The organism is Roseibium sediminicola (assembly GCF_023156505.1).
GTDB lineage: Bacteria > Pseudomonadota > Alphaproteobacteria > Rhizobiales > Stappiaceae > Roseibium > Roseibium sediminicola.
In genome coordinates this window covers 14,148-28,049 of the sequence record NZ_JALNMJ010000018.1, presented here as the reverse complement: position 1 = coordinate 28,049, position 13,902 = coordinate 14,148, and the positions used below count along the sequence as shown (strand labels likewise).

Here is a 13,902-nt window from a genome sequence, read left to right as displayed (position 1 = left end):
CCATGTTGACCCTCTACGGGGAAACCGTGTCCTCGCGTCTTCTGCTCGGCACGGCGCAATATCCGTCACCCAAGGTGCTCGGTGAGGCCGTGAAGGCCTCCGGCACGCAGATCCTGACGGTTTCACTCAGGCGCGAAACCGCGGGAGGTGGAACGGGAGGTCAATTCTGGGAGATGATCCGGGAGCTCGGACTGCGGGTGCTGCCCAACACCGCCGGTTGTCATTCGGTCAGGGAAGCGGTCATGACGGCAAAAATGGCGCGCGACCTCTTCGGCACCGACTGGATCAAGCTGGAAGTGATCGGCCATCACGACAGTCTGCAGCCCGATGTCTTCGGTCTTGTCGAGGCCGCGCGCATATTGAGCGACGACGGTTTCAAGGTGTTTCCCTATACGACCGAGGATGCTGTCGTTGGCGAGAAACTGCTTGAGGCGGGGTGCGAGGTGCTGATGCCCTGGTGCGCCCCGATCGGATCGGCGAGGGGGCCGGCCAATCCGGACGCGCTCAAAAGCTACCGGGCGCATTTCCCGGACACTCCGCTCGTCGTGGATGCCGGTCTCGGTCGTCCCTCCCATGCGGTGCAGGTGCTCGAGTTCGGCTTTGACGCGGTGCTGTTGAATACGGCCGTTGCCAAGGCTGGCGATCCGGTGGCCATGGCCAAGGCCTTTGCCGGCGCGGTCGAGGCTGGGCGGCTGGCCTTTGAAGCAATTCCCCTGGAGCCGCGCGACATGGCGGTGCCCTCAACCCCGGTTATTGGAATGGCGGTGTTTGAATGAAGCTCGATCCCTTTTACCTCATAGTCGACAGTGCCGACTGGATCCGCCGGCTGGTGCCGCTCGGCGTGAAGCTGGTGCAACTGCGCATCAAGGACCAGCCCGAGGATGTGCTGCGCCGGGAAATCGCTGCCTCCAAAATCATCTGCGCCGACCATGGCTGCCAGCTGATCGTCAACGACTATTGGCAACTCGCCATCGACGAGGGCTGCGACTTTGTCCATCTCGGCCAGGAAGATCTGGCCGAGGCCGATGTCGGTGCCATTCGAAGCGCCGGTCTGAAGCTGGGCGTTTCCACCCATGACGGCGAAGAGCTGGACACGGCGCTTTCCGTAGATCCGGACTACGTGGCGCTGGGCCCGGTCTATCCGACCATCCTGAAGAAGATGAAGTGGGCGCCTCAGGGCGTCGAGAAGATCGCCAGGTGGAAGGCTCAGGTCGGCGATCTGCCGCTCGTCGCCATCGGTGGTCTCAACCCGGAGCGTCTGCCGGGCGTCTTCGAAAACGGCGCCGATGTTGCCGCGGTCGTCACCGACATCACCCTCAACGCAGATCCGGAAGCGCAGACCCGGGAATGGATCGCGGCGACGGAGACGTGGAGGAATTCTTAAACACGTCGGGTGGACGATTTCAGTTTATTGCCTGAGTATAGGTGTCGAGAGTCTTCAGGAGTGTTAAATTATGCGATCAGACAAAGAGATGTTTGAGAAGTTCGCAAAGCATGTCTTCTCTGGAGTGATTGTAATAGGTCTAATTTTTGCGATTTACTTATTTTTTTCGGAGCCTTGGAATAAATATCTTTCGGTTTTTGTTGTGCTTTGCGTTGGGGCGTACATGATGAAGCGGAAATATTGAATGTTGTTAGGCCGCTGAATTCGTAAATCTTGTTTCAATCGTTTACCCAAACATCGCTCTGTCGCGGGCGACCTGATCGCGCAGGAATTCCTGTGCGGCGGCGACATGGCGCAAGGGGCGGGAGCTTTCGTGGGTCACCATCCAATAGGCGCGCTCCAGCTTGATCTCCGGAAGTACAGGCACCAGATTGCCGTCATCGCGGGCGATGAAATCGTGCAGGATGCCGATGCCGGCACCGCTTCGCACAGCTTCCGTCTGGCCGAGCGCGGAGGCGATCTCGAACCGGGCAGTCCAGTCCTTGGCGATTTCCGTGCCGTAATTGAGGGACGGGGAGTAGAGCAGATCTTCCACGTATCCGATCAGGTCGTGCGCGCTTAGATCGGCCGGCGTGGACGGTGTACCGCGCCTTTGCAGGTAATCTTTGGAGGCATAAAGGCCGAGACGGTAATCGACCAGTTTGCCGGCGACCAGACGGCCGGTTTCCGGACGGTCGATGGTCACCGCGATGTCGGCCTCGCGCCGGGAGAGCGAAAAGGATCGCGGAACCGGGACCAACTGTACCGTCAGGCCGGGATGTTTTTCGGTCAGCTTGCCGAGCCTGGGTGCGAGATAGGCAACGCCGAAACCATCCGGCGCGCCGATACGAACCGTGCCGGAAATGTCCGGCGTGTCGCCGCCGAGATCGGCTTCCGCCGCCACGGCCTCGGCCTCGATCCGTTCGGCCCGGTCGAAGAAACGGCTGCCGGCCTCGGTCAGAAGGCAGCCGGAGGTGGACCGGTCGAACAACCTTGTGCCGACGCTGTCTTCCAGCGCGGTCAGGCGCCGGGCGACGGTGGCGTGATTGAGGCCCAGCCGCCGCGCCGCCGCCAGGATCTGGCCAGTGCGCGCGATCGACAGAAAAATGCGGATGTCGTCCCAGTTCATCGTGCCACATTCCCAAACCTTTCCTTGTCATCCCCGCGAAGGCGGGGACCCAGTATCCCGAAACGCCAGTTGCTATCGTCGAAGGCTACGGCGTACTGGGTCCCGGCACTCCGCTTCACTGCGGCCGGGATGACAAGGAGAGGTCTTTGGTTCTATCGTTTCGACAGCGAGGCGGAACTGCTTCGAGAATTTGCCATAACTATAAAAAACGCACAATAGATCCGGAAAAACGGATCTTGTTTATAACAAAAAATAAAGTCAAAACAGTCCTCAGACCCGGTGAGAAATTCTGCGCCGGCGCGTCAGACATTTGGGAGAAACGCGACATGGAAAAGATCGGTCATTTCATTGGCGGCAAGCGTGTCGAAGGCACGTCCGGCCGTTATGCGGATGTGTTCAATCCGGCCACCGGCGAAGTGCAGGCGCAGGTCGCTCTGGCCAGCCAGGCTGAAATGGACGCGGCCATCGCCAACGCAGCCGCCGCGCAGCCGGCCTGGGCCGCCACCAACCCGCAGCGCCGCGCTCGCGTGATGATGAAATTCGTCGATCTGCTCAACCGCGACATGGACAAGCTCGCTGAGGCGCTCTCCCGCGAACACGGCAAGACCTTCCCGGACGCCAAGGGCGACGTCATCCGCGGCCTGGAAGTCGCCGAGTTCTGCATCGGTGCGCCGCACCTGCTCAAAGGTGAATTCACCGAAGGCGCCGGCCCGGGCATCGACATGTATTCTATGCGCCAGCCGCTGGGTGTCGTTGCCGGCATCACGCCCTTCAATTTCCCGGCCATGATCCCGATGTGGAAATTCTGCCCGGCCATCACCTGCGGCAACGCCTTCATCCTGAAGCCGTCCGAGCGCGATCCGTCCGTGCCGATCATGCTGGCCGAGCTGATGATTGAAGCCGGTCTGCCGGCGGGCGTTCTGAACGTCGTCAACGGCGACAAGAGCGCGGTCGATGCGATCCTGGACGACGAAACCATCCAGGCGGTCGGCTTTGTTGGTTCCACCCCGATCGCACAGTATGTCTATTCCCGGGCGACCGCTTCGGGCAAGCGCGCCCAGTGCTTCGGCGGCGCCAAGAACCACATGATCATCATGCCGGATGCCGACATGGATCAGGCTGCTGATGCCCTGATCGGTGCCGGTTATGGTGCAGCCGGCGAACGTTGCATGGCTGTTTCCGTCGCTGTCCCGGTTGGCGAAAGCACCGCAGACGCACTGATCGCGAAGCTGGCGCCGAAGGTCGAAGCCCTGAAGATCGGTCCGTACACCGCAGGCAACGATGTCGATTTCGGCCCGCTCGTCACCAAGGAAGCCCTGGCCCGCGTCAAGGGTCTGGTCGATCAGGGTATCAAGGAAGGAGCAAAGCTGGTCGTCGACGGCCGAAACTTCTCCATGCAGGGCTATGAAAACGGCTTCTTCATGGGCGGCTGCCTGTTCGACAACGTCACCAAGGAAATGGAAATCTACAAGACCGAAATCTTCGGTCCGGTGCTCTCCGTTGTCCGTGCCGAGAATTACGAGGAAGCTCTCGACCTGCCGCTCAGCCACGAATACGGCAACGGCACGGCGATCTTCACCCGTGACGGCGACACCGCCCGTGATTTCGCGTCCCGCATCAACATCGGCATGGTCGGCATCAACGTGCCGATCCCGGTGCCGCTCGCCTATCACACCTTCGGTGGTTGGAAGAAATCCGGCTTCGGCGATCTCAACCAGCATGGTCCGGACGGGTTCAAGTTCTATACCCGCACCAAGACCGTCACATCGCGCTGGCCGTCCGGCCTGAAGGACGGCGCCGAGTTCGTCATTCCGACGATGAAATAAGCCTCCCAGGCTGACCCTAAAGGCGCTCCCGAATTTGGTTGGGAGCGCCTTTTTTGTCTGGAAGGCCACGCAGATGTTCCGGGATCCCTATGTCATTGCGCGCCTTTGGGCAAAATGCACGCCGGACCGCGCCGACGCCGTGATCCAGGCCGTTATCGCGAGTCTCGAAAGAGGCGTTTTGGACAGCCCGAAGAAGAGCTCTGGGAGTTAGAACCCCATCAGATAGCCGGCTGTGCCGGCCAGCAGCAGGGGGAGCAAAAGGCAATAAACGCAGAAGAAGATCCAGAAGGCTGCTTCGTGCCGGGATCTTTCGAGATAGCCGTGCGGTAGGAGAACCTTGCCGTCTGCAAAGTCCCTGACCAGCAAATAACCGCAGGCTGCGCCGAACAGGAAAATCAACAGGCCGAGAACCGCCTGACCGTAGGCGCCCATCAGGATCAAAAACATTGCCATCGTGATCCCGATTGCCGCAATGAAGGTTGCGAGCATGCGGGCCGCAATAACGTAGCCGAAGCCGGTTCTTCTTTCGCTCATGACAGTCTCCGGACAGGTGCCACGATTGAAACCTGATCCGGTCATTGGCCGTCATTTCGCCTTCAAAGGCAAGAGAGGGGCTCCGCAGGCCATTGCCGCGGAACCCGTTCCGGGTCAGGCGGCCGCAGCGTCCGCCGTCACCATGCGGTCGGCATGATAGTGAGACATGGTCACCAGCCCGTCGATTTCGGCCATGACAGCTGCAAAGCCAGGATCCTTCATCACTTTCTCCGCGGCTGCCTTCGCCGTCTTCAGGTCCTTCCACAGAACGACATCGGCAAAGAGATTGGTATCTTCGTCCGATTCATAGGCTGTCCAGGACAGGAACCCCTCATAAGTTTTGACCGTGTCCTGGGCGGTACGTCGGGCAATCCGGGCTTTCTCTGCGTCCTTGACCTTGAAAATGACCAGTTCGAGGCACGGGGCTGACATTGTTATCTCCATGTTTTTGAAAGGGGGAATTCCCTGGCACCTACATGCCACAGCCATCCTGACAGCCTTCTGTCAGGAGAGTTTTCCAAACATGGATTTTCCTTCAGCTGGAAATATGCGCGCTTTCGTTGGAAGCTGGCCGCCTGACGACAAATGCCGCAAACGTGGCAATACGCCGCTTGAATTCGCGAGGGGAGCGCGACATCACACAGCGATGCAAAAGCGTGTAAGTGAACATGTCCGGTCACGGGACCCCATCGACGAACCGATGGGCGTGGTGAACATTGGCCAGCCTCTTGCAAAAGAACGTCAGTGTCTGCGGCGCGCCGGTTGGCTTGCGGCGGCGTCCGATTTGCTGTGGATCCCGCAAGCCGGTCTGATCGCCTTCGCGCTTGGGGTTTTGTTGACGAGCTTGCATGCGGTGCCGGAAGAGACGTTTGCCATAGCCTCCGTGTCTGGTCCCGCTCTGGTCTGCGTGACTGGTTTGGTTTTGCTGGCAATCCTTCGTGTCGTGTTGCAAGGGCTGGGAGCGGATATGGCGCGGCAGGCGGCCCAGTCGTTGCAGAGCCGGGCGCGCGCGCAACTGCTCACCGCAGCCGCTCAAGCTTCACCGGCAGCCGATTTTCCGTCATCAGGGGCCTTTGCAGCCCATGTCACCGAGCAGGTCGATCATCTCGGCCCCTATTACCGAAACTTCTTTCCCCAGGTGCTGCGGCTGAAAATTGTGCCGCTTGCGATCGTCCTGGCGACGGCCTGGTTCAGCTGGCTGGCGGCGTTGATCCTCCTCGTCTGCGGGCCGCTCATCCCTGTGTTCATGGCCCTGATCGGCATGAAAGCCAAAGCCGCCAGCGCGGACCAGCAGGAAGAGCTGACACGTCTCAGCGGTACTTTGCTGGACCGGATCAGGGGCCTGGAGACCCTGGAACTGTTCGGTGCCCTTGACCGGACCCGCGAAGACATTGCAGCCGCTGGCGAACGGTTTCGTCTGGGCACGATGCGGGTACTGAGGATCGCGTTTCTGTCCTCGACGGTGCTGGAACTGTTCTCGGCGCTTGGCATTGCCTTTTGCGCCGTCTTTGTCGGCTTTTCCCTGCTGGGCGACCTCTCGATCGGTGCCTGGGGGGCACCGCTCGGATATGCGCCCGGCCTGTTCATCCTGTTGCTGGCACCGGAGTTTTTTGCCCCGCTCCGGGCGTATGCCGCCGCCTATCATGATCGCGCAGCCGGGCTGGCCGCTCAAGAGAACCTGTCGCGGATCCTTAAGGAATGCCGCCCTGGCGGCTCCAGTCCCGCACGGGAGGGGGACGAAAGTGCGGTGACGGCCCGAAAGTGTCCGGGGCTTCCCGCCATTGAGGTGAAAGCGGCAACGCTTTTGCTGGGGGGCCAGACTGTCTTCAAGGATTTCAACCTGCTGATCGAGCCTGGCGAGACGATCCTTCTCACGGGGGCGAGCAGCAGCGGCAAGACCAGCCTGATCGACAGCCTTCTCGGGTTCCATCGGCTTGAGCAAGGGGAGATCAGGATTGGGGGCGTTTCGCCGCAGCAGGCCGGTCCGGACTTGCTGCAGACGATTTGCTGGTTGGGTCAGGCCCCACGCCTGTTTCACGGCAGCCTGAAAGCCAATCTCCTGAAAGGGGCAACCCGTCCCGAGACCGTGACGGAAGCCGACCTTTGGAGAGCGCTCGCGCTGGCCGGTGCCACGGATCTGGTCGCGCGATTGCCGCGCGGGCTGGCAACGCCCGTCGGTGAAGACGGGTTCGGCCTGTCCGTCGGCGAGATCAGACGGATTGCGCTTGCCCGCGCCGCGCTGCGGACCGACGCCGCAATTCTGCTCGCTGACGAACCCACGGCCGCTTTGGACGAAGACACAGCCGCCGATGTGATCGCCGGCCTGGCAAAGCTTTCAAGGAGCCGGACAACGGTGATCGCGACCCATGATCCGGCGGTTCTTTCCTTGCCCGGCCGCATTATCGATCTGAACACCCTTGAACCGGCCCTTGCCGGGGTGCGCTCATGAGGGCTGTCTGGCAGATCATCCGGGCGCAGTACCGGCACGACAAGAGCTTTTTCCTGCTGGGTGTGCTTGTGTCGATGATCCCGGCCGCGGCCGGCCTGTTGCTGCTCGGCGTTTCCGGCTGGTTCATCACTGCGGCCGCTGTCGCAGGCCTTTCCGGCTCCTTTCTGAACATCTTTGCCCCAAGCGCGATCATCCGAGCTCTGGCGATCGCGAGAACCGGCGGGCGCTACGGCGAGCGTGTCCTCACGCATGATGCGACATTCCGGTTCCTGTCGGACCTGCGCAACCGGATCTTTTCCACGATGTCCGCGAACGGTCAGCGCGGCGCCCGATCCGGCAAGCTGCTCAACAGGCTGACGCTCGACATCGCGGCCCTCGATACGCTCTATCTGCGCCTGGTCGTGCCCGGTGTCGTGGCAGCGGTTCTGGCCCTATCGCTGGCGGTCTGGTGGTCAACCATTACGTTGCCGGTGCTTGCGGTTGGGAGCCTGTTCATTTGTGCCTGGCTCGGTGTATTCGCGTTTTCCCTGTCGCGTGCCGACAGGAAAACGGCGCGTCGGGCGGATGCCGCGCTTGAAGCGATGCGGCTCCGGACCACCGATCTGGTTGCCGGACGTCGGGACCTTGCGATCTATGGCGGGCTGGACGCCGCAGCACGGACAGTCCTGGCGGCCGAGGAACGCCTGCAGGCTGCCGAGACCCTTGAGGATCGGCGTGCCCTCAAACTCGGTGCGGCGTCCGGTCTGATCGGCCAGCTGTTTCTCGCGGCGAGCTTGGCGGTTGTTGTCTGGAGCGCGCTTGCCGGGCACTTCAGTGCGGCCTTTGCCGTCGCTCTGGTTCTGGTCGCGATGGCCTTGCCGGAAACGATTGGTCTGCTGGTGACGGGGCTAAACCGTCTGCCACGGATTGCCCTTGCCGCCGGCCGGTCCAGGCAACTTATGCCCGAAGACGGGCCGGCGGGGCCCAAGCCGATGGTTTCAGACGTCAAGTCATCCGCCGGCCCCCCTGCGGTGGCGCTGTCGTTTCAGGACGTCGGTTTCCGTTATCCGGGTGCGGCACGTGACGTCCTGAACCATTTCGGTTTCCAGCTCGCGAACGGCGAGGTGCTTGCGATCACGGGCCGTAGCGGCTGCGGCAAAAGCACCGTCGCGGCGCTGGCGGCGCGTCTGATCGTGCCGGGTAGGGGGCGTATCCTGCTAAATGGCCAGGATCTTGAAACCTTTCCGGACGCCAACTTGCGCAGCCGTGTATCGGTGCTGGGCCAGCGTCCCTATCTCTTCAACGACACGGTCGCCGCAAACCTGCGTATTGCCAGGCCTGACGCGGATGCAAACTGGCTTTGGGAAGCCCTTGAAAAAGCCTCGCTTGCCGACCGGATCAGGTCGGCGCCCCTGGGGCTGGACACGGTCATGGGGGAAGGCGGCCTGGGTCTGTCGGGAGGCGAACAACGCCGGTTGGCGCTTGCGCGTGCGTTTTTGACGCGCCCCGACCTGTTCATTCTGGATGAAATGACGGAAGGCCTGGACGCGGAAACAGCTGCGGCGGTGCTGGAACGGTTCTTTGCTTTCAGGGGCGAGGCGTCAGTGCTGATGATCACCCATAAACAACGCGAAGCGGCCCATGCGGACCGGTGTCTGCACCTGACGGAAAACCCGTCGATCTGACCCTCATCGCTGTCTAGGTGGTTCATTTTGCAAAGAGTTCGCGTCCGTTTTTTCTCGCTTTCAGGTTGTTCCATCCGAAGTGTCGCATTGACCTCGCTCTAACCCTGGGCCACCATCCGGTCATACGAAGACTCATATTCCAAGCTGGTTTATTGACGGGATTGGCAAGCAGACAAGCTTTCAGGACGGAAGGGCGCCGCTTGCCGGACCGGCAGGACAATTGAGTTTTCGATCAGGTTTTTGCTCAAGCCCGATCGGGTTTGAAAAGGGGGAATACGATGGAACTCAACGTCGTTGACCTGTCCCGGCTGCAATTCGCCATGACAGCGCTCTACCACTTCTTGTTTGTGCCCTTGACCATCGGGCTGTCGATCCTGCTGGCCACGATGGAAACGGTCTATGTGATGACCGGCCGCGAGGTCTGGAAACGCATGGTCAAGTTCTGGGGCACGCTGTTCGGGATCAACTTCGTGCTGGGGGTTGCGACGGGTCTGACCATGGAGTTCCAGTTCGGCATGAACTGGGCCTATTTCAGCCAGTATGTCGGCGATGTCTTCGGCGCGCCGCTGGCCATTGAAGGGCTGATGGCCTTTTTCCTGGAAGCAACCTTTGTCGGCCTGTTCTTTTTCGGTTGGGACAAGCTTTCCAAGCGCCAGCACCTGGCGGCCACCTGGGCGGTCGCGCTCGGCACCAATTTCTCGGCACTCTGGATCCTGATCGCCAATGGCTGGATGCAGCACCCGGTCGGCGCCGCCTTCAATCCCGACACCATGCGCATGGAAGTGACAAGTTTCTTCGATGTGTTGTTCAACCCGGTGGCTCAGGCCAAGTTCGTGCACACGGTGTCGGCTGGATATGTGACCGCGGCAATGTTCATGCTCGGCATTTCGGCCTGGTACATGCTGAAAGGACGGCACATCGCGATTGCCAAGCGCTCCATGGCGATTGCCTCCGCCTTCGGCTTTGCCTCGGCGCTCTCTGTTGTCGTTCTCGGCGATGAAAGCGGCTACGAAGCCAACTTGAACCAGAAGATGAAGCTGGCGACGATCGAGGCGATGTGGGACACCGAGCCGGCGCCTGCCTCCTTCAACGTGGTCGCCTGGGCGGATATGGAAAAGCGCGAGAACGTGTTTGCGATCGAAGTGCCCTATGTGATGGGGCTGATCGCGACCCGCTCGCTCGACACGGTCATTCCTGGCATCAAGGATCTGGTGGAACGCACAAAGGACCGGATCCGCCAGGGCGCGATTGCCTGGGACGCCTTGCAGACGATCCGAAAGGACCCGGCCAATGCCAGCGCGGAGGTGCGCGAGACCTTCCTGCAGAACGAGAATTCGCTCGGCTATGCCTATCTGCTGTTGCCGTTCACGGACAATCCGATGGAGGCGACCACCGAGCAGGTGGACGCGGCGGCCTGGTCGACCGTTCCGGAAGTCATGCCCATGTTCTACGCCTTCCGGATCATGGTCGCCTGCGGCTTTTTCTTCATCCTGATGACCGGGCTGTTCTTCTTCTACTCCTCCTCGGGCCAGCTGGATGCCTTGCGCGAGAAGCGCCGCTGGCTGCTGCATGTGGCGGTCTGGGCCATTCCCCTTCCGTGGATTGCCTGTGAAATGGGCTGGTTCGTCGCCGAATACGGCCGTCAGCCCTGGATCATCGAGAGCATGCTGCCGACGCACGCGGCTGTTTCCAACTTGTCCGTCACCGAGGTTTTGCTGACGCTTGCCGGTTTCATCGCGCTCTACAGTACTCTTCTGGTGATCGAGATCACCCTGATGATCAAATATATCAAGATCGGCCCGGAGGACGGCGAGGCGGCACGGACACCGCCCGCCGCGCCTGTAAAGCCGGTCATTCCAACTGCAGCCTCAGTTCCCGCGGAGTGATCTGACATGGTTCTTTACGAATTGATCGACTACTCGGTGCTGAAAATGATCTGGTGGCTGCTGCTCGGGGTGCTGCTGATCGGCTTTGCGGTCATGGACGGTTTCGACATGGGGGTCGGCGCGCTGCTGCCGTTCGTTGCCGAAACCGACATCGAACGGCGTGTTGTCATCAACACGATCGGCCCGACCTGGGAAGGCAACCAGGTCTGGTTCATTCTCGGCGGCGGGGCGATCTTTGCCGCCTGGCCGCCGCTCTACGCGATCAGCTTTTCCGGTTTCTATCTCGCCATGTTCGTGGTGCTGGCCGCGATGATCCTGCGGCCGGTTGCCTTCAAGTACCGGTCCAAGCGTCCGGATCCGGCCTGGCGCACTGCCTGGGACTGGGCGCTGTTCACCGGCTCCTTCGTGCCGGCGCTGGTCTTCGGCGTTGCAGTCGGCAACGTCATGCTCGGGGTCCCGTTCTCGCTCGACAATGATCTGCGCATGACCTACGAGGGTTCCTTCTTCGGACTGTTCTCGCCATTCTCGCTTCTGTGCGGCCTGCTGTCTGTTTCCATGCTGGTCATGCACGGCTCCGTGTGGCTGGTGATGCGGGCAACCGGTGACGTTGCCGCGCGTGCGCGCCGCTTCGGAACCCTGGCAGCCGGTCTCGGTCTGGTGCTGTTCGCACTTGGCGGCTATCTGGTCGCCTCCGGTTATGTCGAAGGCTTCCGCATCACCTCGGAAATTGACCCGAACATGCAGGCCAATCCGCTTGCCAAGCAGGCGATCACCGAAAGCGGCGCCTGGCTTTACAATTACACGGTCCATCCCGTGTTGTGGCTGGCACCGGCCATGGGTTTCCTGGGGTTGTTCTGCACGTTGCTGCTGCTGCAGACCCGTCTCGAGATCATGATTTTCCCGTTTTCCAAGATGGCGTTGTTCGGCATTATCTCCACCGTTGGTGTGTCGATGTTCCCGTTCATTCTGCCATCCTCGATCCAGCCGGAGGCGAGCCTGACGGTCTGGGACGCATCCTCCAGCCACCGAACCCTGTTCAACATGCTGGTTGCGACCCTCATTTTCCTGCCGATCGTGCTGGTCTATACCGCCTGGGTCTACAAAGTCCTGTGGGGCAAGGTGGACGAGGAAAGCATCGAGCGCGACAACCACACGGCTTACTGAGGAGACAAATCGATGTGGTATTTTGCCTGGATCCTCGGAATGCCGTTGGCCTGCTGCCTGGCCATCCTGAACGCCATGTGGCTGGAGCTGCGCTCAGAGGACGCCCGCAGGCGGCTCGAGGAGCGGCGCTAATGCGGGACTGCAACGCCGAAGGTCACGACGTTGCTTCCGCGTAGCGGGTCAGCCCCATCCCCAAGAACAGCAGGATCATGCCCGCGATGAAGGCAATGGCCATCGTGTAGTGAAAGAGATTTGCCAAGGGCGAGAGCCGAACATTCCACAGATCCTGGAAGGCAACACCTCTTGGTTTGGTCACCCACAGACCGAGCCAGGCGACAAAGGTGATGGCGAACTGCGAGAAAATGTAGATGTCCATCCAGTCCGGAAACCTGACAAATCCCAGGTTTAGGGCGAACGCGTCCCGGCTGCCCGCGGTCAGCAGGCCAATTCCCAGCAATGCGGATTTCAAGTTCTTCATGGGAACCATCTCTGAAACAGGGCGAGTTTCAAAATCATGGGGCGTGGATCTTAAGAAATTCCACCGGAAATTGCTTCTGTTGAACGGCCTGTTGCGTTTCGACAGGTCAACTACGACCTCCCGAGCCGGTCGACACTTTCTGGGCCGGCCGGCCTTGTCGGAAGTGACCATTGTTCTGGGCTGGGGACACTTCTAATGTGAATTGATGTGTACAGTTTTCTGTTGCTGTCCTTACGGACGGACTATCCGTTTCCTTTGATGTTGCAGGTGACCGGATTTGCCTTTGGAAACGCGGGCCAATGATTGGAAATAGACAACAAGTGCTGGCGGTTATCGGCGTGCTGTGCCTTTTCGTGGCAACGCCCGCGCTTGCCCAGACGAGCGGCGCCATCCTGTTCGCCGGCACCAAGAATGACGGTTCCTTCAACGAACTGGCCCATCTCGGCACATCCCGTGCGATCGGCGATTTCGGCCTGGACATCGACGAATGGGTGACCGTGGATGAGGAAGAGACGCTCAACGTGCTGCGCATGCTCGCCAAACGGGGCGCCAATCATCTGGTGACCCTGGGCTTCGCCAACACGAACGCGGTCAGAACGGCGGCGGTCGAGTTTCCGGATGTCAGCTTCACCTTGATTGATGGAATGGTTGCCGATCTGCCCAATGTGAGGTCCATTCTGTTTTCGGAACAACAAAGCGGCTTCATCGCCGGCTATGTTGCCGGATTGAAATCCAGGACCGGCAAGGTCGGAACCATCGGTGGAACGGATATTCCACCGGTGCGCCGCTTCATGTGCGGTTTTGCCGCCGGTGCGAAACATGCGAACAGCCAGACCCAGGTGGTTGCCGCCTTCGTCGGTGCCGACATCAGCGCGTTCCGGGACATAATTGGCGGCAAGCAGATCGCCGAGAAGATGCTGGCCGAAGGGGTCGACGTCATCTTTGCTCCGGCGGGCCTTGCGGCGGAAGGTGTCGCAAAGGCCGCGGAAGGAGCCGGTGCGCATGTCATCATGGTGGACGCCAACCGGAACGACTTCATTCCCGGAACGGTCCTGACCAGCGCGTTAAAGCGCGTGGACGAGGCTGCCTTTTCGACATGGGAAGCGGTGTCCAAGGGCACCTGGGAAGCGGGTGTCCTGACAATGTCCGTCAGCGACAACGGCGTCGACTGGTCCGTCGACCAGTATAACAAGGCGCTGGTGGCCGACATTGAAGGGAAGGTCAATGAGACCAAGGAGGAGCTCGCGTCAGGTCATCTGAAAATCGAACCCGTGACGGAAATCGAAGGTTGCGACCAGGTGTTCTGAGCGCCGGCCGACCGGCAGCAGAAACGAAAAAAGCCCAGCCAA

13 protein-coding genes are annotated in these 13,902 nt (G+C 60.6%); 9 read left to right on the top strand and 4 right to left on the bottom strand.

Features of this window, described 5'->3' with window-relative positions:
* The first annotated feature begins 2 nt into the window (after window positions 1-2).
* Both M0H32_RS21485 and M0H32_RS21480 read left to right on the top strand, forming a co-directional pair.
* Window positions 3-776 carry a thiazole synthase gene (locus tag M0H32_RS21485; protein WP_248157507.1) on the top strand — a complete coding sequence of 258 codons (774 nt, stop codon included), beginning with the start codon at window positions 3-5 and terminating at the stop codon, window positions 774-776.
* The gene (locus tag M0H32_RS21480) at window positions 773-1,384 is read left to right on the top strand and encodes a thiamine phosphate synthase (RefSeq protein ID WP_248157506.1); all 612 of its coding nucleotides are present in this window, start codon (window positions 773-775) and stop codon (window positions 1,382-1,384) included. Before M0H32_RS21485 ends, M0H32_RS21480 begins: the two co-directional genes overlap by 4 nt.
* A gap of 286 nt (window positions 1,385-1,670) precedes the next feature.
* Here M0H32_RS21480 and M0H32_RS21475 read toward each other — a convergent pair whose 3' ends face one another.
* Window positions 1,671-2,552 (bottom strand): LysR family transcriptional regulator, encoded by an 882-nt coding sequence (locus tag M0H32_RS21475; protein WP_248157504.1) that lies wholly within the window; start codon window positions 2,550-2,552, stop codon window positions 1,671-1,673.
* A gap of 326 nt (window positions 2,553-2,878) precedes the next feature.
* Between M0H32_RS21475 and M0H32_RS21470 the strand changes: the two genes are divergently transcribed.
* The gene (locus M0H32_RS21470) at window positions 2,879-4,378 is read left to right on the top strand and encodes a CoA-acylating methylmalonate-semialdehyde dehydrogenase (protein ID WP_248157502.1); all 1,500 of its coding nucleotides are present in this window, start codon (window positions 2,879-2,881) and stop codon (window positions 4,376-4,378) included.
* Window positions 4,379-4,585: 207 nt separating this feature from the next.
* Here M0H32_RS21470 and M0H32_RS21465 read toward each other — a convergent pair whose 3' ends face one another.
* Entirely contained in the window at window positions 4,586-4,912 is a 327-nt protein-coding gene (locus M0H32_RS21465) for a hypothetical protein (RefSeq protein ID WP_248157500.1), read from the bottom strand.
* A 114-nt stretch (window positions 4,913-5,026) separates the two neighbouring features.
* The gene (locus M0H32_RS21460) at window positions 5,027-5,344 is read right to left on the bottom strand and encodes a hypothetical protein (protein ID WP_248157499.1); all 318 of its coding nucleotides are present in this window, start codon (window positions 5,342-5,344) and stop codon (window positions 5,027-5,029) included.
* Window positions 5,345-5,558: 214 nt separating this feature from the next.
* Between M0H32_RS21460 and cydD the strand changes: the two genes are divergently transcribed.
* The 5 genes from cydD (at window position 5,559) to cydX (ending at window position 12,207) form a co-directional block, all read left to right on the top strand.
* Window positions 5,559-7,361: a thiol reductant ABC exporter subunit CydD gene (gene cydD / locus M0H32_RS21455; RefSeq protein WP_425607345.1), complete on the top strand. Its 1,803-nt coding sequence runs from the start codon at window positions 5,559-5,561 to the stop codon at window positions 7,359-7,361.
* The gene (gene cydC, locus M0H32_RS21450; RefSeq protein WP_248157497.1) at window positions 7,358-9,025 is read left to right on the top strand and encodes a thiol reductant ABC exporter subunit CydC; all 1,668 of its coding nucleotides are present in this window, start codon (window positions 7,358-7,360) and stop codon (window positions 9,023-9,025) included. Before cydD ends, cydC begins: the two co-directional genes overlap by 4 nt.
* A gap of 278 nt (window positions 9,026-9,303) precedes the next feature.
* The gene (locus M0H32_RS21445; protein ID WP_248157495.1) at window positions 9,304-10,911 is read left to right on the top strand and encodes a cytochrome ubiquinol oxidase subunit I; all 1,608 of its coding nucleotides are present in this window, start codon (window positions 9,304-9,306) and stop codon (window positions 10,909-10,911) included.
* A 6-nt stretch (window positions 10,912-10,917) separates the two neighbouring features.
* The gene (gene cydB / locus M0H32_RS21440; protein ID WP_248157494.1) at window positions 10,918-12,075 is read left to right on the top strand and encodes a cytochrome d ubiquinol oxidase subunit II; all 1,158 of its coding nucleotides are present in this window, start codon (window positions 10,918-10,920) and stop codon (window positions 12,073-12,075) included.
* A 12-nt stretch (window positions 12,076-12,087) separates the two neighbouring features.
* Complete coding sequence (gene cydX / locus M0H32_RS21435; protein WP_248157492.1) at window positions 12,088-12,207, top strand: cytochrome bd-I oxidase subunit CydX; 120 nt, start codon at window positions 12,088-12,090, stop codon at window positions 12,205-12,207.
* Window positions 12,208-12,229: 22 nt separating this feature from the next.
* On the opposite strand, the gene M0H32_RS21430 is transcribed toward cydX, so the two are convergent.
* A complete protein-coding gene (locus M0H32_RS21430) occupies window positions 12,230-12,553 on the bottom strand; it encodes a hypothetical protein (RefSeq protein WP_248157490.1) in 324 nt (107 codons plus the stop codon).
* A gap of 299 nt (window positions 12,554-12,852) precedes the next feature.
* Between M0H32_RS21430 and M0H32_RS21425 the strand changes: the two genes are divergently transcribed.
* Window positions 12,853-13,860, top strand: a complete 1,008-nt coding sequence (locus M0H32_RS21425) for a BMP family lipoprotein (RefSeq protein ID WP_248157488.1) — start codon at window positions 12,853-12,855, stop codon at window positions 13,858-13,860.
* Window positions 13,861-13,902 lie beyond the last annotated feature (42 nt).

Coding starts and splice junctions, on each gene's coding strand:
- M0H32_RS21460 (WP_248157499.1), bottom strand. CDS start 5,344: ATGTCAGCCCCGTGCCTCGAACTGGTCATTTTCAAGGTCAAGGACGCA.
- M0H32_RS21430 (WP_248157490.1), bottom strand. CDS start 12,553: ATGAAGAACTTGAAATCCGCATTGCTGGGAATTGGCCTGCTGACCGCG.
- cydB (WP_248157494.1), top strand. CDS start 10,918: ATGGTTCTTTACGAATTGATCGACTACTCGGTGCTGAAAATGATCTGG.
- M0H32_RS21425 (WP_248157488.1), top strand. CDS start 12,853: ATGATTGGAAATAGACAACAAGTGCTGGCGGTTATCGGCGTGCTGTGC.
- M0H32_RS21475 (WP_248157504.1), bottom strand. CDS start 2,552: ATGAACTGGGACGACATCCGCATTTTTCTGTCGATCGCGCGCACTGGC.
- cydX (WP_248157492.1), top strand. CDS start 12,088: ATGTGGTATTTTGCCTGGATCCTCGGAATGCCGTTGGCCTGCTGCCTG.
- cydC (WP_248157497.1), top strand. CDS start 7,358: ATGAGGGCTGTCTGGCAGATCATCCGGGCGCAGTACCGGCACGACAAG.
- M0H32_RS21480 (WP_248157506.1), top strand. CDS start 773: ATGAAGCTCGATCCCTTTTACCTCATAGTCGACAGTGCCGACTGGATC.
- M0H32_RS21485 (WP_248157507.1), top strand. CDS start 3: ATGTTGACCCTCTACGGGGAAACCGTGTCCTCGCGTCTTCTGCTCGGC.
- M0H32_RS21465 (WP_248157500.1), bottom strand. CDS start 4,912: ATGAGCGAAAGAAGAACCGGCTTCGGCTACGTTATTGCGGCCCGCATG.
- M0H32_RS21470 (WP_248157502.1), top strand. CDS start 2,879: ATGGAAAAGATCGGTCATTTCATTGGCGGCAAGCGTGTCGAAGGCACG.
- cydD (WP_425607345.1), top strand. CDS start 5,559: ATGCAAAAGCGTGTAAGTGAACATGTCCGGTCACGGGACCCCATCGAC.
- M0H32_RS21445 (WP_248157495.1), top strand. CDS start 9,304: ATGGAACTCAACGTCGTTGACCTGTCCCGGCTGCAATTCGCCATGACA.